The organism is Paenibacillus sp. JT31N11 (assembly GCF_056269285.1).
Genome location: NZ_JBWDNQ010000009.1, coordinates 237,747 through 259,290, shown reverse-complemented (window position 1 = coordinate 259,290; position 21,544 = coordinate 237,747). Strand labels below are relative to the sequence as shown.

At 52.0% G+C, this 21,544-nt stretch carries 16 protein-coding genes; 15 read left to right on the top strand and 1 reads right to left on the bottom strand.

Annotated features, from left to right (window positions below; all coding sequences use genetic code 11):
* The first annotated feature begins 178 nt into the window (after positions 1-178).
* From AC0YNV_RS27255 to AC0YNV_RS27185, 15 genes are all read left to right on the top strand, one after another.
* On the top strand, positions 179-1,129 hold the full coding sequence (locus AC0YNV_RS27255; protein ID WP_475770849.1) for a 6-phosphogluconolactonase: 951 nt from the start codon (positions 179-181) through the stop codon (positions 1,127-1,129).
* Between the two features lie 17 nt (positions 1,130-1,146).
* The gene (locus AC0YNV_RS27250) at positions 1,147-1,848 is read left to right on the top strand and encodes a PIG-L deacetylase family protein (protein WP_475770848.1); all 702 of its coding nucleotides are present in this window, start codon (positions 1,147-1,149) and stop codon (positions 1,846-1,848) included.
* 36 nt (positions 1,849-1,884) lie between these two features.
* The gene (locus AC0YNV_RS27245) at positions 1,885-2,901 is read left to right on the top strand and encodes a Gfo/Idh/MocA family protein (protein ID WP_475770847.1); all 1,017 of its coding nucleotides are present in this window, start codon (positions 1,885-1,887) and stop codon (positions 2,899-2,901) included.
* Between the two features lie 104 nt (positions 2,902-3,005).
* Positions 3,006-3,956, top strand: a complete 951-nt coding sequence (locus tag AC0YNV_RS27240) for a carbohydrate ABC transporter permease (RefSeq protein WP_475770846.1) — start codon at positions 3,006-3,008, stop codon at positions 3,954-3,956.
* A gap of 22 nt (positions 3,957-3,978) precedes the next feature.
* Positions 3,979-4,851 carry a carbohydrate ABC transporter permease gene (locus AC0YNV_RS27235; RefSeq protein WP_475770845.1) on the top strand — a complete coding sequence of 291 codons (873 nt, stop codon included), beginning with the start codon at positions 3,979-3,981 and terminating at the stop codon, positions 4,849-4,851.
* A gap of 119 nt (positions 4,852-4,970) precedes the next feature.
* Positions 4,971-6,332, top strand: coding sequence for an ABC transporter substrate-binding protein (locus tag AC0YNV_RS27230; protein ID WP_475770844.1), 1,362 nt, complete (start codon positions 4,971-4,973; stop codon positions 6,330-6,332).
* A gap of 91 nt (positions 6,333-6,423) precedes the next feature.
* Positions 6,424-7,254: a sugar phosphate isomerase/epimerase family protein gene (locus tag AC0YNV_RS27225; RefSeq protein ID WP_475770843.1), complete on the top strand. Its 831-nt coding sequence runs from the start codon at positions 6,424-6,426 to the stop codon at positions 7,252-7,254.
* 27 nt (positions 7,255-7,281) lie between these two features.
* Positions 7,282-8,145, top strand: coding sequence for a sugar phosphate isomerase/epimerase family protein (locus AC0YNV_RS27220; RefSeq protein WP_475770842.1), 864 nt, complete (start codon positions 7,282-7,284; stop codon positions 8,143-8,145).
* Between the two features lie 27 nt (positions 8,146-8,172).
* Positions 8,173-9,150: a Gfo/Idh/MocA family protein gene (locus AC0YNV_RS27215; RefSeq protein WP_475770841.1), complete on the top strand. Its 978-nt coding sequence runs from the start codon at positions 8,173-8,175 to the stop codon at positions 9,148-9,150.
* Positions 9,151-9,435: 285 nt separating this feature from the next.
* The gene (locus tag AC0YNV_RS27210) at positions 9,436-11,703 is read left to right on the top strand and encodes a helix-turn-helix domain-containing protein (protein ID WP_475770840.1); all 2,268 of its coding nucleotides are present in this window, start codon (positions 9,436-9,438) and stop codon (positions 11,701-11,703) included.
* A 220-nt stretch (positions 11,704-11,923) separates the two neighbouring features.
* Entirely contained in the window at positions 11,924-13,540 is a 1,617-nt protein-coding gene (locus tag AC0YNV_RS27205) for an extracellular solute-binding protein (RefSeq protein ID WP_475770839.1), read from the top strand.
* Between the two features lie 86 nt (positions 13,541-13,626).
* On the top strand, positions 13,627-14,529 hold the full coding sequence (locus tag AC0YNV_RS27200; protein WP_475770838.1) for an ABC transporter permease: 903 nt from the start codon (positions 13,627-13,629) through the stop codon (positions 14,527-14,529).
* A 57-nt stretch (positions 14,530-14,586) separates the two neighbouring features.
* On the top strand, positions 14,587-15,459 hold the full coding sequence (locus AC0YNV_RS27195; protein ID WP_475770837.1) for a carbohydrate ABC transporter permease: 873 nt from the start codon (positions 14,587-14,589) through the stop codon (positions 15,457-15,459).
* A 135-nt stretch (positions 15,460-15,594) separates the two neighbouring features.
* On the top strand, positions 15,595-17,361 hold the full coding sequence (locus tag AC0YNV_RS27190; protein ID WP_475770836.1) for a hypothetical protein: 1,767 nt from the start codon (positions 15,595-15,597) through the stop codon (positions 17,359-17,361).
* Positions 17,362-17,365: 4 nt separating this feature from the next.
* Entirely contained in the window at positions 17,366-19,624 is a 2,259-nt protein-coding gene (locus AC0YNV_RS27185) for a glycoside hydrolase family 88/105 protein (RefSeq protein ID WP_475770835.1), read from the top strand.
* Positions 19,625-19,825: 201 nt separating this feature from the next.
* On the opposite strand, the gene AC0YNV_RS27180 is transcribed toward AC0YNV_RS27185, so the two are convergent.
* Positions 19,826-21,238, bottom strand: coding sequence for a hypothetical protein (locus AC0YNV_RS27180; RefSeq protein WP_475770834.1), 1,413 nt, complete (start codon positions 21,236-21,238; stop codon positions 19,826-19,828).
* Positions 21,239-21,544 lie beyond the last annotated feature (306 nt).

Sequence of the window (21,544 nt, the reverse complement as noted above, 5' to 3'; positions counted from 1 at the left end):
TGACATTAAATTCATGAAATAAAGATATTTCCAGCCATTATTATTTTTAATCGTTTAATCCTATTAATTAATTTATTTTACAAAATCGATTGACTTTTCAGAATATTCTAGATATAAATAAAATGAATTAATAAAGTCACTGGATTAATTAAACTCAATTTCAGGAGGAGGGTCAATATTGAATCTGTTGAATACGCTTAAGGGCTCCATGATGGAGGGTTTCTTCCCTGCAGGATGGGATATGGAAGCTATCGACAAATGCGCTGCAAATAGTCCTGGGCAGGTTCTGGAAAGGCAACCCAAATGGCATTCAGGCTTTCAGCCTGTACCGTGCGATTCGATCTATGATTTCGACACGTTCATGGGCCATGAACTGGCTCTGCAAATCAAGCTTGCGAAAGAACATGGCGAACAGCTTGCGCTGATTCTTCCGGTAGGTCCGATGGGGTTATACCGCTGGGCGGTGTTTTTCCTGAAAAGCTGGGGTATCGACGCCAAACATGTACATGCTTTTAATATGGATGAGTGGAGCGATGAACATGGCAATACGCTGCCCTCCAACAATTCCGCTTCTTTTCAACACGGTATGGAGCAGGCATTTTATAATCCGCTTGGGGAGCTGACTGTTCCTGTGAGCCAACGGAATTTTGCAACCAAAGGCAATCTGCCGACCTATGCCGGCAAGATCGGCGAATTGAAGGCTATGGGTGCCAGGCTGATTGTGGTGTACGGCATAGGCCGCTGCTTCCATATCGCTTTCTGGGAGCCGCACTTTGCAGGCGAATTTGCCAGTGAGCAGGAATGGGCGCTGCAAACGCACCGCATCGGCGCGAAGCTGCATCCGATGACAATCGAGCAGAATGCGATCACTAGTTTCAAGAGCCGGACCACCCTGGTTCCTTGCTTTGCCAACACGATTGGCCCGGGCTTGTTCATGCAGGCGGATTATACGATCGGCGGTGCAGACGGCGCAATGGGACGCGGCATGATGTGGCAGGGTTTATCGCTTTGGACGACCTTGAGGCATGAGAAATCACCATGGATTCCATCCTCCTACATGCCGACTATGCCCGGAAAGCTTTTCTTCCTGAAAGAACTTGCCGGACCGCTTACAGCTGATTTGAACTAGTGGAAGGAGCAAATAGCATGATGGTTCTGGCCATTGGCGCCCACCCTGATGATACCGAAATTTTATGTGCCGGCACTCTGGCAAAAATGAAACGGATCGGACACGAAGTCATTTTGTGCCACGCAAGTACAGGAGATAAAGGCCACTACATGATTCCAGCTGAGGAACTGATCCGTATCCGGCAGCAAGAAGCACAGGATGCGGGAGCGGTCATCGCAAGCAAAGTGATCTCCCTGGGCCTGAAGGACGGCGAAATTTCCAGCGAGAGCGAAGCAGCCAGGCTGAAGTTTATCGAGTTGATCCGCACGGTCAGGCCCGATATGATCATCACCCATGCTCCCAATGATTACATGCCCGATCATGTGGCGGTCAGCAAGCTGGTGTTCGACACGTCCTTCCTTGCGACATTGCCCGGCTTCTCCGACATCCCGGTGGCAGGTAAAATACCAACGCTATATTACATGGATAATTTATCGGGTATCAATTTTCAACCGACGATCTATGTCGACGTTGAAGAAACATTTCAAACGAAGATTGAAATGCTTAAGAAACACCAAAGCCAACTGGTATGGCTGAAGGAACACGACAATGTGGATATCGTGGACTTCGTGGCTACATTGGGCAAATTGCGCGGAATTCAGGCAGGCTGCAATTACGCGGAAGGTTTTATCCAGCACATGGTCTGGACCAGGCCGAACGCTGTAAGGTTTCCCGTATAAGTAATAGTCATTATTTCAAAGGGAGGGTATTGCAGTATGGCGATCAGAATAGCTGTTGCCGGAACGGGCTGGGTTGCCGGTGAATACATGAAAGCGACCGTACAAAACCGGGGGGCGGAGTTAGCCGGAATCTACAGCCGGGACCGTGCTTTCGCACAACAACGCTTGACCGAAATGGGCCTTGATACGCAGGTTTTTGATTCCTACGAGAAGATGGTTCAGGATCCTGATGTGGATGCGGTTGTTTTATGCTCAACGCCTGATGTTCGGACGGAGCAGACAATTCTGGCTGCTCAGAGCGGAAAGCATTTGGTGATTGAAAAACCGATGGCGATGAACAAGGAGAACCTTTGGAAGATGGCGGATGCACTCACGGCAAACCCCGTCACGACCGTCGTCAGCTTTGTTCTTCGATGGAATCCCGGATTCGACAACATCAAATCGCTGATCAATGACGATGCATTTGGCCGCGTCTTCATGGCGCAGATCGACTACTGGCACGATATCGGTCCGCATTACGGGCAATACAGATGGAGCAGCAAGAAAGAACTTGGAGGAAGCAGCATGCTTTCTGCAGGCTGCCACGCGGTAGATGCGGTGCGTTATTTCTCCGGCGATATTGAAGAGGTTACGGCTTACAGCTGCGGAACGAGGAAGGAATCCGGTTATGAGTTCGATCCGAACACACTGGCGATCTTCAAGCTTGCGAACGGCGGTATCGGCAAAGTGTCGTCTTCGCTCGAGTGCAAAACGCCTTACCGCTTCAACATTCATCTGCTAGGCGAGAAAGGCTCTGTGATGAACAATCAAGTATTCACGCATAAGCTGCCCGGCCAAACCGAGTACGCGACCGTGCCTACGATTCTTCCGGACAGCGGCGATGTCAGCCACCACCCGTTCGTGCATGAAATCAATGATTTCGTTGAATCCATCGAGCAGAAGAAACAAACCCGATGCGATTTCTTCGATGCATTCAAATCGATGGAAGTCTGCTTTGCAATCGACGAGTCGGCAGCGACCGGCAAAAAGATAACATTACCGTTGAACCGATAGGAGGAGACTGTATGTACCTGCGCGTAAGCCTGATAGGATGCTTGGCAGCTAGCCGGTCCGCAGAACAGCTTACACCAGTGACGCTTGGGAGAGGGGGCTAATTAATGGCTGAGAAAACAGAAATTCTCGCCGGACAGCCGCAAATGCGGCAGATAAAGCGAAAAGACTGGCTCAAAAAGAATGATTGGACGGGTTTTCTGTTCGTTTCACCACTGGTGCTGGGCATATTAATCTTTGCGATTTACCCGATGCTCGCTGCTTTGCTTATGAGCTTTAAACAAGTCTCGGGAACAGGCTTTGGCGGTACATGGGTCGGTTTGAACAACTATAATTACATTCTGAATGATCCGATTTTTTGGCAATCGCTTTATAACACATTTTATATGGGTTTTCTGTCCGTTATCCTCGGTATCATGGTTTCCTTCATTCTTGCCAGCATGATCAACAGCCTGAAGTGGGGGGGAGCCAAGAACTGGTACAAAGGCATCTTCTTCCTGCCGAACGTTATATCCGCAGTCGCGTCTTCTCTTCTATTCACCTTCATGTTCTTCCCCACCAATCAGGGTATCATCAACTATGCATTTGGCTTTGTAGGCATTGATCCTGTCGGCTGGTTCACCGATCCGAATTACTCCCGGATTACCATCGTGCTCATGAGCATGTGGGGAGCGCTCGGCTACAATACCATCATCTTCATTGCCGGTCTGCAGAGTGTTCCGCGGGAACTCTATGAAGCGGCCGAGGTTGACGGCGCGAGCGGGCTGAGGCGCTGGTTCTATATCACAATCCCGTATCTGCGTTCAATTTTCGTGTTCATGCTCGTCATGGGCACTATCCAGAGCATGAAACGATTTACCGATGTCTGGTTGATTGGCGGTACGGCCGGTAATCCCAGCGGTTCCTTGCTTACCTCGGTGTTATACATTTACCGGAACGCATTTCTTGCCAACCAAATGGGAATGGCGACGGCGGCTTCCTACCTGTTATTTATTGTCATCTTCATTTTGACGGTTCTGTTGCTTCGACTGAACACCAAAAAAGACAGCCTTGATTAAATTTGGGGAGGGATGGAGGGAGATGTCTTTTCAGACTGCAGCTATTAAAAGCGGCTCAAAACGCCGCACCGATGCCATAACACAGTGGACGCTGATGATTTTGCTGGCTTTCGGTTCATTGTTCATGATCATACCGTTTATCTGGATGCTCAGTACCAGCTTTGACTGGTCGGCCAGACTTGAACTTAGCTTTCCGCCCAGATTCTTTCCGGCTGAGCCCTCAATGAAAAACTATCAGGCGGCGTTCACCAACGTGCCAATGCTAAGGTATATCGTTAACTCTCTCATCGTCAGTATAGGTACAATCGTGATCAGCGTATTATCCGCCCTGCTCTCCGGCTATGCGCTTTCCAAGATTCGTTTCAGGGGCGCGACGGTTGTGCTGGTGCTGGCTCTTAGCACCATGATGATCCCTTTTGAAATGACCATGATTCCGCAGTACATGATGTTCAGCAAATTCGGCCTGCTTGATTCCTACTGGGCGTTCTACCTTCCAGCCATTGGATACACATTCGGTACATTCCTGGCGAAAGCTTTCATGGATCAGCTCCCTGGCGCTTTGCGGGAAGCTGCGATTATTGACGGGGCAGGCGAAGGCACGGTATTCTGGCGGATTTACTTTCCTTTGTGTGCGCCGATTGTCGCAACGCTTGTCATTCTGCTGTTTCTGGGCGTCTGGAACGACTTGCTATGGCCTTTGCTTGTACTGAAAAGCGCGGACAAATTCACCATCCAGCTCGGTCTTGGGATGTTTGCTTACAACAACGGACTCAATCGTTTTCCTTCCATTATATTAGCCGCAACGACAGTCAGTCTGCTACCGGTATTCGTGCTGTACCTGTTCCTGCAAAGGTATATCATCGAGAGCATCGCACTTTCCGGTATCAAGCAGTAATTTGACCGGATGTATTCAAGGAGGTGAAGTATATTTAATACCTGGTAGTTGGACTCGATTTTGACTCGAAAAGGTAAGAGTTCGCCAAAATTCAAAAATCGGAAGGGGTTTCTGAACAAATGAAGAAAATCGTGCTTGCTGCTCTTGCGATCTTCATGGCCCTGTCTCTGGCTGCTTGCGCCGGGGGAAACAACAACGCTCCGGCTACCGACGGTGGACCGGAAGGAACCGTTCGTGTTGCTCTGGCAGGCTGGACACTCGAGAACGGTATTGACCCGCTGACAGGAAACAACTCCGTAGGCTTGAACGAATTCCTGGAGAAGAATTTCAAACCCAAATATCCGAATATCAAGCTCGAAATCTATCAAATCCCTTGGGAAAACGCAAAAGCAAAACAATCCGCCATGCTGCTCTCCAAAGATGTTGATGTCATGTACACCGGTGGCGCTTATGCCGCTCAATGGTACCAGGAAGGCTTGCTCCGCGATATTGACGATCTGATCGACGTAGACACTGACTTTGATCCCAGCATTTATCTGAATGGCGTGTGGAACAACTCCTACTCCACCAAGTCGCTTGACGGAACAAAACAATTCGGTATTCCTGCAGTATTAGGCCGCCGTATGACGATTTATGATAAAAAGCTGTTCGAGGATTGGGGCGTAGAACCGCTTTCTGCCAAAGCCACTCCGGAGGAAATTCTGACAGCAGCGAAAAAAATGACCGGCAAGAACCCGAAGACGGGAGAAGACAACTACGGTATCTATTGGAGCGGCAACACCATCAACGGTTCTACAATGGTAGCCTTGACGCTTGCTTTCAACGCCAGCGGCGCTGAGGGCAGCCTTTCAGACATGAAGAATATCAAATGGCAGTTGAACTCCCCGGAGATGGTCAAGGTTATGGATTGGCTGAAGGAAGCAGCTCCGCTGGCGCCTCCGGGATTCGTCAACGCACAAGGAGCCGAGAACTTCGGATTGTCCAAGAATAACATCGCAATTGCACTTGATAACAATGCCGGCTCCACGATGTCTGATTTCAGAACCACCAAAGACAAGGCTAATCTGGACAGATTTGTACCCGCCATGAATATGGGGCCGAACGGCGAGAGCTGGGTGGCTGTTGATCCATTCGTCATGGCCAAAGATGCAAAGAACGTTGAAGCTTCCTGGGAAGTTATGAAGTTCCTTGCCGGATATGAGACGCAAAAGCATAACTACCAATACTTTTCTTACACGCCTACCCTCAAGAGCCCGGACTTCATCCTGCCTGAAGACAAGTATGTTCAAGAAGCGCTGAAAATCGCAGACCTCGCCCATTCCAAGCTTATGGACGAAGTGAATCCATTCTTCCAGTCCGACATAAACTCGGCTGTCAACGGCTTCATTTCCGAAGCTGCAAAAGGCAATGCGCCTGACAGCAAGGCGTTTCTTGACGGCCTCCAGAAGCGTGCAGAAAACTGGTCCAAAAACCTGAAGTAATGAAGCAGGCGGGAGGAACCGGGTTACCTGACTCTCCAATCTAAAAGAATCGATAGAATTGGAATAATAGAATCGGAGGGAGACTTGAATAATGTTGAAGGGAATCAATCAATGGTGTTTTCCGGAAGGAACGCCGCTGGAGACCATTTTCGATACCTGCCAGAAAGCGGGTTACGATGCTGTCGAATTGAATCTGTACGAGCCGGGTGGCGTTGGTTTGACAATCGATATGAACGCTTCCCAAGTAGAGGAAGTCGGCAAGCTGGCTGAAAAATACAATTTGAAATTGCGAAGCCTGTCCACCGGCCTGTTGGGCAAATACCCTTTTTCCTCAAACGATGAATCCATCAGAGAGATGGCCCGCAAAGCCGTGGGCAAACAGCTTGAAGTTGCCGCCATTCTTGGAATCGATACGATTCTGGTCATTCCCGGCCGCGTAACGGAAGAAGTGCCTTATGATATCGTTTATAAACGAAGCCAGGAGGAATTGACGAAGGTCCTGCCGACTGCGGAAAAGCTTAAGATCCATATGGGTATTGAGAATGTTTGGAACAAGTTTCTCCTTTCGCCTCTGGAAATGGCGCGTTACGTCGACGAATTGAACTCTCCATATGCGGCAGTGTATTTCGATGTGGGCAACGTTATGATTTGGGGATTCCCGGACCAGTGGATTCGTATTCTGAACAAGCGGATTAAGAAGGTGCATGTGAAGGAATTCAAAACAGGCGCAGGAAACTACAATGGATTCGTTCCGCTTCTTGCAGGAGACATCAACTGGGCGGCAGTCAGGAAGGCATTGAATGAAGTCGGATATACGGATACCCTTACCGCCGAATTGGATGCTTACAAGTCCACGCCGGACCAATTGATCTATGATACGGCGCGTCATATCGAATTCATTATTAGCGGCGAAGTGAAATAACAATAATAGCAAAGGCTGTGATAGCGAGTGAAAATCGGCTTAAGCACGTATAGTCTGTCCCAGGCAATCAAGGCTGGGGATATGGATGTACTCGATGCCATCCAGTGGATCGCCGACAACGGCGGCGAGCACGTGGAGATTTCGACGTTCGGTTCTGATCTGGCAGACACTCCTAAGCTTATCCCCGCCATCGTTCAGAAGGCGAAGGATGCCGGCATCGATATTTCCAACTACTGTATCGGCGCCAATTTCATCAGTCCGGCCAGCGGCAATTACGCGGAGGAAATCGAACGAGTCAAGAAGCATGTTGACATTGCTGAGCAGCTGGGCGTAAAAACAATGCGCCATGATGTCGCGTTCCGGCCGAAAGAGGAAAGCACAGAGCGGCAATACGCAGAAGACTTTGAACAATTGGTGAATGCAGTCCGAATCGTCGCGGATCATGCGGTGCAATATGGCATAACGACCAGCATTGAGAATCACGGTTTTTATATCCAGTCCAGCGACCGGGTTCAACGCTTGATAAATGCAGTTGACAGGCCCAATTATAAGACAACACTGGATATCGGGAACTTTATGTGCGTGGACGAGGATCCCGCAGCCGCAGTAAAGAAAAATCTTCCTTACGCATCCATTGTCCATCTCAAGGATTTTTATCTTCGTCCGGCGTATAAGAATCCCGGCGAGGGCTGGTTCCAGACATTGAGCGGTAATTATCTCCGGGGTGCGATCGTTGGTCAAGGCGACATCGACATGTTTGAGGTGATCAGGCTCGTGAAAGCTTCAGGCTATGACGGTTATATCTCCATCGAGTTCGAAGGTATGGAGGATTGTCGGAAAGGTTCGAGAATCGGCATCGAAAACGCAAAGCGGTTATGGGCGGAAGCCTAGAATTTTATAGGAGAGGATGTTTACAAGATGGCGGTTAAAGTAGCAGTAGTAGGCGTAGGCGGTATCGGAGCAGATCATTTGCAGCATCTGTACAACAGCGAGAAGGCGGACCTTGTTGCGATTTGCGACATTGCGAAGGCCAATGCCGACAAAGCGGCCGAGAAATACGGCGTAAAGGCATATACGAATTTTGACGAAATGCTTGAGAAAGAGCCGCTTGACGCAATCTTTCTCTGCATTCCTCCTTTTGCGCATGGAGATATGGAAGAGAAGGTTGCGGCAAAGGGGATCAACCTGTTTGTTGAAAAGCCGGTAGGCCTTGACTTGGATACCGTGAGAAGAAAGCAGCATGTTCTAGAGAAATCCGGTATCATCGTCGGCACAGGCTATTGCCTGCGCTACCTGGACACCGTTGCCCAAGCAAGAGAATATTTGAAGGACAAAAAAATCGCGATGGTTCGCGCACACCGTTTCGGCGGTCTCGTGCCTGTGCCTTGGTGGAGCGATATAACGAAGTCGGGCGGCCAGCTGGTTGAGCAAACGACGCATAACCTTGACCTGATTCGCTACATTGCGGGCGACATCGTTAGGGTATCAGCCGATATGGCATTGCGCGTAATGGATGACGTTGCAAACATCAGCATACCTGACGTGTATTCCGTCAATTTCGTTCTGGAATCCGGTGCGATTGGCCATCTCGACACGTCTTTCGTGGACCAGCCTGACGGACGCTCTATCCTTGAAGTCATTGGCCGTGGCTGGCGCGTGACTATCGACTGGTCGGCGCTCACGATTATGGAAAACGGCAAAACCATGACAATAAAAAGCACTATGAACTTCTATAAGGCACAGGATGAAGCATTCCTGGAAGCGATTATCACCGGCGACCGCAGCCTGATTCTGGCTCCTTACGAGGAAGGCATCAAGACGCTTGCGGTGACGCTTGCAGCCCATCAATCTGCCAATTCCGGAGAGTCCGTAAGAATTGGAACACAAGCTGGATGACAATATCACTTCTTAATAGTAGTGATTCTCAACTTGCAGAGAAAGCCCATGATTTTCCGGGCTTTCTCTTTTTTATTATGGGGGATTGATTTATAAAGCTAAGGGGGCCGAAACCAATGTGAGGAAGAACCACAAAAAAGAATTTGTTGTTATCCTGTTATCAGATGAGCTGTCTTTATTTTCTTTTTGATCATTGAATCCTTGACCAGCATCTCTTAGAATAGGCGAGATAAGCGCTTTCTTTAAGAAATAAGCATTCGTGATGATGGAAGAGGAGTGATGGGGATGAAGGGGAACTGGTACCGCCGCATGCTGCTTTCGTATTTTCCGATATTTTTGTTTACGGTGACGATTTTGATTTTCTTGTCCTTTATCGTGGTCAATGACATTTCGCATAAGGAAACGGTCAAGGCCGACAGGATTACAACCGACTATATGGCGGATCGTCTGACCCGTTCATTGAAGGGGATCGAGATGGACGTGCTCGAGGAGGTGGAGAAAAACGACCGGTACCGCGATTTCCTGAACGTCGGATTGACGGGAGAGAACAGCCAGGTGCTCTTCGATGTCGTCGATAGCATGCGTACGCTTACCGACAATGACAGCCTGCTCGATTCGATTTATGTATACCGGCATGAGGACAAGCAGGTGCTGACGCGCAGCGGCCTTGTGGAGTGGGAGAAATTTGCCGACCGGCGGTTCATTGAGCAGGCGCTCGCTCACCCGGACAATCACGGATGGTCTACGGTGCGGCTTTACCATGAATTCAGCACGGAGAAGGATAAACGCGTTATTACCATTTACAAAAGAGAACCCCTTCCCTTCGGAACCGATGGGCTCGTTGTCATCAACGTCGATATGTATTCGGTTGAACAGATGATCCGCTCAATGAATAACGGCGATATCTCGTTTGTGGATGTCAGCGACGCGTCCGGGGCGATGCTGTTCTCCACACGGTCGGCAGATCGGACCGGCGTTGAGGCGGCAGGCGGCAAAGTGCTGAACCGCGTCCCCTTGGAACTGACCGGCTGGACGTTCGAGAGCGGAATCGTCGCCGGCCAGCTGTTCATGTGGGTATCCGTCATCTCTTATGTTTGGGTTGTTATCGGTCTGTTGACGATTATTTTTGCGATACTCTACATCCTTTATATCACCCGAAAAAATTACAAGCCGATTCGGGTGATGATGAACCGGGTCGAATCGATTCAGCTGCGCGAGGATGCGTTCGGGCTAAAGATGGACGAACTGTCCATGATCGATCGCACGCTGGAAAGCCTTATTCAGCAAACGGCGGATTTCGAGAAGCAGCAGCGCGAGAACCTGCTCGTGAGCCGTCGCCAGCTGTTCCACGATATGCTGCAAGGCGACGGACTTGACGACGTTTCCGGCAGATTGGCAAAGCTGGAGCTGCTCCCCGTGGGGGAGAAGCCCCTGCAATTGACGTTCGTTGTCGTTGAGATCGGACGATATCGCGATTTCCGCACTAATTTTCCTGCACGGGATCAGCATACGCTGAAGTTTGCGTTAACTAACGTCCTGCAGGAGCTGGCTCAAGCGGATGGAATGTATGGCTGGGCGGAGTGGATTGCGGAGAACAGGATGGGCATGATTGTCGGCTTAAGTGGAGAACATTCGCCCGCGAGGGAGAAAATCCGGATATTTGCAGACAAGGGTCGGACTTGGGTAGCCGAGCATTTGCGGCTATCGCTGATGTTTGGCGTCGGTCATGCGGAGCGGGAATGGGAACGGGTTGGACTTTCATACAAAGCGGCTGTCGAGGTGATGCGGCACAAAATGTCTCTAGGCAAGCAAGCCGTCGTGATGAGCGAGGATCTGCCGGATGATGCGGGGCGGCAATGGTTCATCTACTTGCAGTACGGCTCCGGGCTTGTAAAGGAGTTCAGACTTTTAAACGGCGAATGGCGCGCGCATCTGGAGAGATTGTTCGGGCATATGGAGAAGGATTACTTGAAGGATGAGGATATCCGGATGATTTTGCAGACGATGATGGATATGCTGGGGAGCGAGTTGTCGGACATGTCTGATGAATTGTCCGGTCATTTCAAGGGCCCGGAAGCCGAAGCCATGCAGAAGGCAGCGGACGAAACGGTGTCGCTCGACGATTTAAGGGCGTTATACTCCGAGCGTTTGACGGAAATATTCCGCACCTATGTCGCTCATACCGAAACCAAAAACCATCACGCGATGATTAACGAGCTGAAGGCGTATATCGAGGAGAATTTCGAAAACCCCAATTTGTCTCTGCAGCACCTGAGCGACCGGTTCCATGTTTCAGGCAAATACGTCAGTTATTTATTCAAAGAAGAATTCAATATGAAGTTCATCGATTTTATCGTTCGGCTCCGGATGGAGCGGGCAGAGGAGCTGCTCGCCGAAACAGATGAGTCGGTGCAAAATATCGCCCTTCGGGTGGGATACGCGAATTCCATTACATTCGGGCGCGTGTTCAAGCGAATCATCGGTATGACGTCGGGAGACTATAGAAAGCTGAAGCAGAAGCCTGGAAAAGCCCGCCAAACCGGGGATTTTTGAAAATAGTTTATTTCGCGACAACAGTTATATTTAACATAATATGGAAATAAAAGCGGAAGTTTATCGTTTGGAAACTAGTTTATTGTTACCTTGCCGAATGTCATGCCATACTGTGTTCATTCCGATTCGGGCTGCGGCAGCTTTACTGAAAGCGTTATCCTAAACAGCCAGGCAGCCTGCGCGGTACTCTATTTTATCATTCGAAGAAGGGGTTGGAACCATGGTTGGAAACAAGAAGAGAAATCCGGGAAAGAAGAAAGCGGTAGTGGCGCTCGGCCTGATCTGTTCCTTGTTAGTTACGGCATGCACGGCAAACACGGAACCGGGAGCTTCGGGCGGAACGGATGGCGATGCTTCCAAGGAGCGGGTTACGCTTAAGGTTGAGGTGTTCGACAGAGGCAACTCGCCGGCAGGTACAACGATTACGGATAACTACATGACGAACTACATTCAAGAAAACTTCGGCGATCCGAACAATATCGATATGGAATTCGTGCCGGTACCGCGTTCGGAAGAGGTCGAGAAGCTGAATGTTCTGATGGCCAGCGGCAGCAATGTCCCGGACATTGTCTTTACCTACGACCCCAATACGTTTAACCGCTATGCGAAGCAAGACGGCTTAACCGACGTCGGGCCGCTGCTCGACGAGCACGCGCCGAACTTGAAAGCGTTTCTGGGCGAGGAGGTTCTCGACTACGGTCAGTTCCAGGGCACGCAGTTTGCCGTTCCGGCCAAGCGGTCGAATGTGGGCAAGTATGCTTCCTTCGTCCGGCAGGATTGGCTGGATAAGCTGAATATGCCGGTTCCGCAAACGACGGAAGAGCTGTACGAAACGTTGAAAGCCTTCAAGGAGAAGGATCCGGGCGGGACGGGCGGCCAGGTTATTCCTTTGGGCATGACGATCGCTTCCGCCCAATACGAGCCGCTGATCTGGTCGTTCATTAAGCCGGTGTCGGAGGAAGAAAAGTATACTCTGACGCAGCAGCTTGGTTCCAATGACTACCCGACTCTTCTGCCAGGCTTTAAGGAAGCGCTTCAATTCATGAACAAGCTGTACAACGAAGGCTTGATGAGCAAGGATTTCGGTCTGGACAAGGATAAGAAGAAATTAAATGAAGACGTGTCCACGGGGAAGATCGGCTTCTTCAGCGAGGACGATATCAATCCGTTTTACGAGAATGGATCCTACGATACGCTCCAGAAAAACGTTCCGGGAGCAGTGCTGGCTTCCGTAGACGTGTACACCAATGAGGAAGGCAAGCACGCCAAGCCGATGTACGCCCCTAACGGTCTTTACATCATGATCCCGAAAACAAGCGACCGATCGGCAGAGGCAATCAAATATTTGGAATGGATGGCGATGAGCGACAATTTATTCAAGCTGCAAAACGGCATGGAGGGCGAAAATTATACCATGGTCGACGATATACCGGTTGCCGTGGAGAATCCGTCGGAGGAAGCGATCAACCGATTGTACAATGTAGGAGACATGGTGATCATTTCCAATGGCAAGCAGCTCGGAAGCATGGAGAAAAACCTGAAAGCCCGGGCGCTGCAGATGCCGAAGAAATTCCAGGATCAGGTAGAAGCGGCGCAGAAGATCGCGAATTCCGATGTGCTGACGCCCGTTTTAATGGACAGACCGATTGAGGCGCAGACGAAATACGGCACAACTCTGCTCGATAAATTTAACGAAGTCATCGTAAAGACAACGATGGCGAAGCCGGAGCAATTCGACAGCGTTTACGAAACGATGCTGAAGGACTATATGGCCGGCGGCGGTCAGGCGATTCTCGACGAGAGGACGGCTGTTTATAAGGAGATGCAGGCAAAATAATCCGCAGACCAGGCTTCGTGACGGCAAAGGGACGAGGCACGGCCTTATCCCTTTGCCAAAACCGATTGCATAAGGAGGAGACCGCCGTGAGCTGGAACGCCTATTTCCGCAGATATTGGCAGCTGTACGCACTGCTTGTTTTGCCTCTGACTTATTTCATTATTTTCAAATACGGACCCATGTACGGAATCCAGATTGCGTTTAAGGACTTTAATTTCTTTCAGGGCATTGCGGGAAGCGAGTGGATCGGCTTCGATGCGTTCAGGGAAGTATTCGGCATGCGCGATTTTTATTTGACGCTGCGCAATACGCTGATGCTCAATTTTCTCGATTTGCTCGTATCGTTTCCGGCGCCGCTTATTCTGGCCATCATGCTTTACGAGATGAACGCGCTGTGGTTCAAGAAGCTTTCCCAAACCATTCTCTATATTCCGCATTTTATCTCTTGGGTCATTATAGGCGGGATCGTATATCAGGTGTTCGGCACGCAATCCGGCATGATTAATAATGTCCTTACATCCATCGGCTTTGAAGCCGTTCCGTTCCTGACGGACAAGAGCAGCTGGCTCATTACCTATTTGCTCGTAGGCGTGTGGCAAAGCGCCGGCTGGGGGACGATTATTTACCTGGCGGCCCTGACCGGCATCAATAAGGAGCTGTTCGAGGCGGCCGGCATGGATGGCGCGGGCAGGCTGAAGCGTATTTGGCATATTACGCTCCCCGGCCTGAAGCCGACGATCGTCATGCTGCTCATCATTAATTTGGGCCATATGATTTCCATCGGCTTCGAGCGTCCGTATGTCATCGGAAATTTGGCGGTACGCGAGTATTCCGATGTGCTCAGCACGTTTGTGTACCGGATCGGGCTCCAATCCGGCCAGTATACGCTGGCAACGGTCATCGGTTTATTCCAGGCGGTCGTCGGGCTTATCTTCGTGCTTGCGGCTAACTATACCTCGAAGAAGCTCACGGATGAGGGCATAATGTAGGATTGACTGCAAGTCAGCACCCATCCTGCTATCAATAATTTGAAAGGAGCGGACGTTATGAGAGAGCAAACCGCCAACCGCGTTTTCGACACCGCCAACTTTATCGTGTTACTCGTAAGCACTTTGATCTGTCTGGCTCCATTTCTTCATATAGTAGCCATTTCGATGAGCTCGGCAGGGCCGATTCTATCAGGAAAGGTGAATCTGCTTCCGGTCGAGTTTAACGTTGAAGCCTATGCCAAGGTGTTTTCAGACGCATCGATGATCCGCTCGCTGGGATTTACGGTGCTCCTGACTGGCTTGACCACCGTGCTGTGCATGCTCATGACGATCGCAATCGGCTATCCGATGTCGAAGAAGAAGCTGAGGGGCCGCAAAGCCGTCATGTTCGTCATTGTCGTCACGATGTTCTTCAGCGGCGGCATCATTCCCGAATATATTCTGGTCCGCAGCCTGCACCTTCTCGATTCGATCTGGGCCCTCGTGCTGCCGGGCTTGATCAATCCCTTTTATTTGATCATCCTGGTTTCATTCTTCAATAACATCCCGGAGAGCTTGGAGGAGTCCGCTGAAATCGACGGCAGCAGCCATTTTCGGACGCTGCTCGGTATTATGCTGCCTTTATCGCTCCCGGTTATCACGACACTCAGCCTGTTCTATGCGGTAGGCCGCTGGAACGGCTTTACTGACACGCTGATGTATATCAACAGCCCGGAGCTTTATCCACTGCAGCTGAAGCTCTATCAGCTCATCCAGAACAATATGATATCAGACCTTCTGCAGATGGAAGGGGCTCAGATGGCGACCGTCGTGCCGGAAAGTCTGAAGGCGGCCAGCGTCATTTTTGCCACGGTGCCGATTCTGCTGGTTTACCCGTGGCTGCAGCGTTACTTCGTAAGCGGCGTGATGCTCGGCGCCGTGAAGGGGTAAAGACGGGGATGCGTGCAGGCCTTAAGCAAGGAGGCGCTTGCAGTCCGGAGAAATTTCAGATACTCTTAAAAATTGTAGCATTCTAGTATCGCCTAAGGGCGGAAAATGATGGCTGAGGAAAGATAGGGAGGACTAATGAACATTTACGATAAGCTGGTCTCCATCAATGACCATTGGGTACAAGACGGAATGGATCATCAAGTGCTCGACGGCGAAAGCCGGTTTTACGGAGGAGTCACCGATCCCATGAACGGCATCGCTTGGCCGAGTCACGGCGGAACGCCGATGGTCATGGCTATTTGGGCATCCGCACTCATTAATGAGGAATCCCGGTTCTATCATGATCGCGGGCTGTTGTTGCGGCTGGAGCTTAGTGCCCGGTACATGCTGAGTTTCCAGCATGAGGACGGAACGATTTCGCCGCCATGGACGAATATGCACTCGCCTCCGGATACCGCATTCGTCGTGAGCGGCCTGGCACAAGTCTACGAGCTGCTTGCCGCCCATGCGTGGGAGCCTGCGCGCCAAGCGGCGGCGGATATCCGGACCTTTCTGGAGCGGACCATCCCGGCCTTGCTTACGGGAGGCTGCCACACTCCGAATCACCGCTGGGTCATTACCGCTGCTCTGGGATTTATGTATAAGCTGACAGGGCAGCCCGGACTGAAGGAGAGGGCGGAGCAGTGGCTCGCGGAAGGAATCGACTGCACGGAAGACGGGGAGTGGACGGAGCGGAGCAACGGCATTTATAACGCCGTAAGCGATATCGTCCTGTTTTATGCGGCGGAGCTATTCAACCTGCCGGATCTGCTGGAACCGGTGCGGAAGAATTTACGAATGATGGCGCATATGATTCATCCCGACGGCGAAGTTGTGACGGATTATTCCGGCCGTCAGGATTTTGGCAGCAAATACAGCATGGGAACCTATTTTCTAATCGCCAAGCTGATGGCGAACCGCGACGGCGATCCGTTGTTTGCCGCAATAGCCGGGCTTGCGGGCGAAGCGCTGACGCATCCCGGGGGACTGCCCAATAATGCACTGATCGGTTTACTGCGTTACCCGGAGCTTCGCAATTGTCCGGTCCAGCCTGCAGAGATGCCGGACAACTACCGGGTCGTCATAAACGGCGGCTTTCCGCGAGAGCTTTACCTCAGCAGGATGGAGGGGGCTGGACACGGCGGCCGAATCTATCACAGCCGGCTGCATCCCGACTTCGGCGCTCCCGTCGCCAGACACCGGAGCGGAGCGACAAGCGCGACCGTCATGACCGAAACGAACTCGTTTTTTGCGCTGCGGCATGGGTCGGCGCGGCTGCTTGCCGTGCAAATTGCAGCGTCCTTTGAGCCGGGCTTCGTCAAGCTGACGCGGATGGAGTATCTGGAGCGCGGCTACCGGTTATCGGCGACTGAGAAGAAGGGATATTACGGCCCCGTTACGGAACAGCATTTGCCGGAAACCTCGCGCTGGCCAGTCAGTCCCTGGTATTTGCTGCCCCATCATTTGCGGGAAGTTACGCACGAACAGCAGCATCATGTCGAGGTTGAGCTAACGGAAACCGAACAAGGCTGGCGCATTCGCATCCACTGCGAGCAGCCGGAAATTTTAATGACGCAAATCTCTTTCGTGTTCGGCAAGGAAGGCGTGTTATCCGGAGATAGTCTTTCGTCGGCAGCGACAGGAACCCTGTTTTGGGAAAAAGGTACGGCCCGTTTAACCGCCGGAAACGATTGGATCGAGGTGGACGGAGGGGCGCACGAGCACCGGGCCAAGGTGCTTACCAATACAAGTTATCCGACGGATTGCCAGACCCTGATCGTTAATCTGTTGACGCCGTATGACAAGACGTTCGATATCCGGCTGTCGCCCGGTAACAGTCATGACGACAAACGAGAGGAATGAGGACATGACAGCCTATATGGAGGCGCGCGAAAGCGCGCGGTACTGGTTCGGCGACGATGAGCGCCGCATCCTGGAGGTGCTGGCAGGACGTTACGCCGGCGCAAATCCTCCCGTGCCCTTCGCGCTGCGCGCTTTTGCCAAATCAGGCATGCTGCAAACGGAGGACGGGCTTTACGATATGGATTTTTCCGCCAAGCTGCCGGAAGCGGCTATCGGCGACTACGCATACGCATACGGGCTGGTATGGAGTGACGATGAACGATCGCTCGACGGTGTCATCGAACCGCTCGGTCCTGTGCTGCTGTACGTCAATGAAGAGCGCCTGTACCGGTCCAATGCGGTAGACGAGATGAAGCCGGGCGAGCGGGTCATTGTGCCGCTTGCGCTGCGCAAGGGCTGGAATGCCTTCCTGGTGGAGGCGCGCAAGACGGCTGCGGGCTTCGGCTGCCTCTTTGGGTCAGACGAGGCGAAGGTGCGCATTATGCAGGTGCTGGCTCCCTTTGCGGGCAGGACCGGGAGTGCGGGCTGGGTTTTCACGGAAGCTGTGAAAAACCGATTATTCGGGAGCGAGAACGGTTTTCCCGATTTCAAGCGGGCGGAAGAAGAAACCGGCCTGTGCTGGCAGCCGCGGACGGGGTGGACAGCGGAGGAAGCGGAGCGGCCGAACTTCGAGCGATTATTCGGACTTCCCGTTCAACCTTCCGCGGCTTACGGCTGGAGCCGGTTGCAGGTGCCGGCTGCGGAGGAGTCGCTAATGCTGGAGGGCCATGCCCTGGGGCCGACCGTCATATGGCTGGACGATTTGAGGGTAGTCGAGCTGGAGTCGGGCGGCACTTACCGGGTCCGGGTGTCCACTGCGTCCGGAGCGCACCGGCTGCTCGTGCGCAGCGTAAGCGGCCCGGACGGCTGGGGTTTTGAATGCAGCGCTTATGCCGGCGGGAGAATGCTGCCGCTGGCGCTGCCGGCCGTCGTCCACGGAGGCGAAGGCGCATGGCTGTATGCCGGACCGCTGGATCCTGCGGTGGAGCCGGATCCGGCGGCGCTTTGCACGATGTCCGGGCTTCATCCAGCTGTCGACCCCGAAGGCCGCGCTGCCGGTCATTCGTACTGGCTGGTCGATGCTCCGCAAACAAGGGTGAGGCCTTATTATGAGAACGCCATGCTGAGCAACAAATGGACGACGGGCAGCGCCACCAATTACGGGCGCTGGGACTATCCGCTCGGCGTAACGATGTATGGGCTGCTGCGGACCGCCCGCGAGCTTGACCGGAAGGATTTGTCTGATTACGCACTCGGTCATATCCGCAGCTGTACGGAAATGTATGCCTATTCGATATGGGATAGGGACGAATACGGTTTTCCTTCCGTGAACCACCAGCTCGTCTTAATCCGAATGCTGGACAACTGCGGCTCGTTCGGGTCGGCGATGCTTGAGGCTTATCTGCAGACGGGAGAGGACAGCTTCCGCCGCATTGCCGACGTAATCGCCGATTTCATGCTCCGGAAGCTGGAACGCCGGCCGGATGGAGCGTTTTACCGGCAGTGCCCGGGCGAATACGCGGCCGATACGATGTGGGCGGACGACTTGTTCATGAGCGCCCCGTTCCTGACGCGTTATGCAATAACAACCGGCAAGCGCGAAGCGCTGGATGAAGCGGCCAGACAGTTCCTGCTGTATAAGAGCTACCTGTTCATGGAGCCGGAAGGCGTCATGTCGCATGTGTTCGACTTTAAATACGCCAAGGCGACGCGCGTGCCTTGGGGCCGCGGCAACGGCTGGTGCCTGTTCTCCCTGTCTGAGCTGTTGGAGAAGCTTCCCGACGATCACCAGGACCGGGGAGCGCTGCTTCTGATGTTCCGCGAGCTGTGCGCTGGCATTTCGGCGCTTCAGGCGGATTCGGGCTTATGGCATCAGGTGCTTAATTTGCCTGAAGCCTATGAGGAAGCCTCCTGTACCGCGATGTTCGCGTATGCGTTCGCCAGGGGCGTGCGTTTCGGCTGGCTGGAAGAGAAAGAGGTCTATGCGGCTGCCGCCCATAAAGCCTGGAATGGCCTGACCGGCGGGGTGATCGACCGGCAGGGCAACGTGCACGGGGTATGCAGCGGGTCGCGGTATTCGTTCTCCCCGGACTATTACATGCACGACTTGCGTACGGTCGTGAACGACAACCATGGCATCGGCATTATGATGCTGGCAGGGGTGGAGATCTGCAGGCTGAATAACGCTGCTGCGGATCAGTCCAGCTCTCCCGCGCAGGAATAGAATCCGCAGCAGAGTGGGGTTAGTAAAAAAAAGGTTGCCGGAGATCGGCAGCCTTTTTGCGTTGACGGGTCAGTACGTATAGGCAAGCCAATCCTCTTATCGTAAGCATCGGAAATTTCGACTGCGACCTCGTGCGCAAACCCAATTTTACCGGGGCGTCCGTTTTTGTTCAAACGCCAAATTTTTCGTTTTACAGGAGATTTATGGAAGGAGGGTTCTCTCGTCCAACTCTTTCAAAAGCTCCGGCCGCAGCCGATCTTTCCAATCGTTCAGAAACATTTGCTTGTTGAAACTGTCAGGTTTATCTTCCCAGAACGAGCATGTGTCGCGGGCCATTCTGGCAAAATTGAGCTCCATTTCACGGTTGGCGATCCGCTCCGAGGTGCGATAGTCGTCCATTAGCTCCTCGGCCCATTTTCTTCCGAACTGATGATGCGTCACTTCGTCGGCCCAGTCGAAATCCACACATTGCGCAAAAAGCTTCACGACTTCGTTGTCTGTTTTCTCCGCTGCCGCTCTCAGCATTCTCGCTTCCTTCGGCATCCCGTCTTTTCTCATGGCACTGCCTTCAATGCCGATCGACAGCCAAATATAAGAATTGGCTACCGGCTTCATCATATGCGGGTCATAGTCGCCTTTGAACTGCGGCATCGAATACCAGTCGTATCCTCCCAGGTCAAGCACAGCCTGACCGAATAACGTGTGTCTGGTTTCATCCCAGCAATGACGCGCCAGATCCTCATAGAATGACCATGGCATGTTGTTTTGCAGCACCATCGTCGCTGCGCAAAGCTCAGCCGCCCCCAGCTCCTCCTGCCGCGTGCGTACATTTGCAATGATCCTCGCCAGCTCCGGCTCCGTCGGCGGGTTCGCCACGCCTGTTCTGCCAAGCGTATCCCCGCCCATTCGTGGATCTCTGACAGCCCGCAAGGGCATGTTGTACTTCTGCTGCGAACGTTTCCTGTCCGGCACGTTCTCGGCTTGCTTCAATGCCCGGCCTTCAAAACCACCGACTTGCGCCAGCAGCTTGCGCAGCTCATCGCAGAACTCCGCAGCCGTACTCTCATCGTCCGTTATTATGGAATAGGTCTCCCGATGCGCGGAGAAAAAGGCGGCATCCTCCAGAAGCGCCGGACGAATGGCTTCTCCCCATGCTGTCTGCTCGTCCAGATCAGAAAGCGCCTGTTTAATTGCGCGAAGGGTAGGATAATCAACCAGCGGTTGGGTATCCTGCGCATACTGCCGCAGCAATCTGCTGAGCTCTGGCCTTACGACGCCGTAAATGCCTGTCCACAGTTCGTAATCGGAGCGTGCCATTAACAGCTCGTCGAAGAACAAGGCCAGCCACGGATCAGGATCCTTCAGCTGCTGAACACTGGGACTTCGCAGTTCTGAAGCCCGCTTCATAAATAACCCGGCTGCATGCGAGTCCTCGAACAGGTGCCGGGCAAGGCCTGCCTTAAAATGCCAATTCATCCGGGCAGGCATATGCGCAGCCCCGACCATCATCAAGCGTCGATAAATATAGGCCAGTCTCTTCATCAGGCGGGCGCTTTCATCCACACCATACTTACCGATTTTTTGCGCTTCGCTTATTCCCGCATAGACATACATTGTACAACCTCCTTATAGAAACGAATCTTCAGCTTCATTTTAACAAGCGGGTTCTTATCCGGAAATAAGCTGTTTGTCGCCTGCTGTTCCAAAAGGAACTTCTGACCGAACTGATTTTATAACAAAAAGTTCATTATAGTTCGTAAAAACTATCGAAATGTTCATAAATTATTAAAAAAGTAATTGACTTGAACATTATACTGAGTATTATTAGTCGTATAAACACATTCACTAGCTGGAGCTTTAATTTAGTGCGGAGTTGGATTATGACTGGCGAATCGAAAATGGGGGGAGGTGCATCATTCG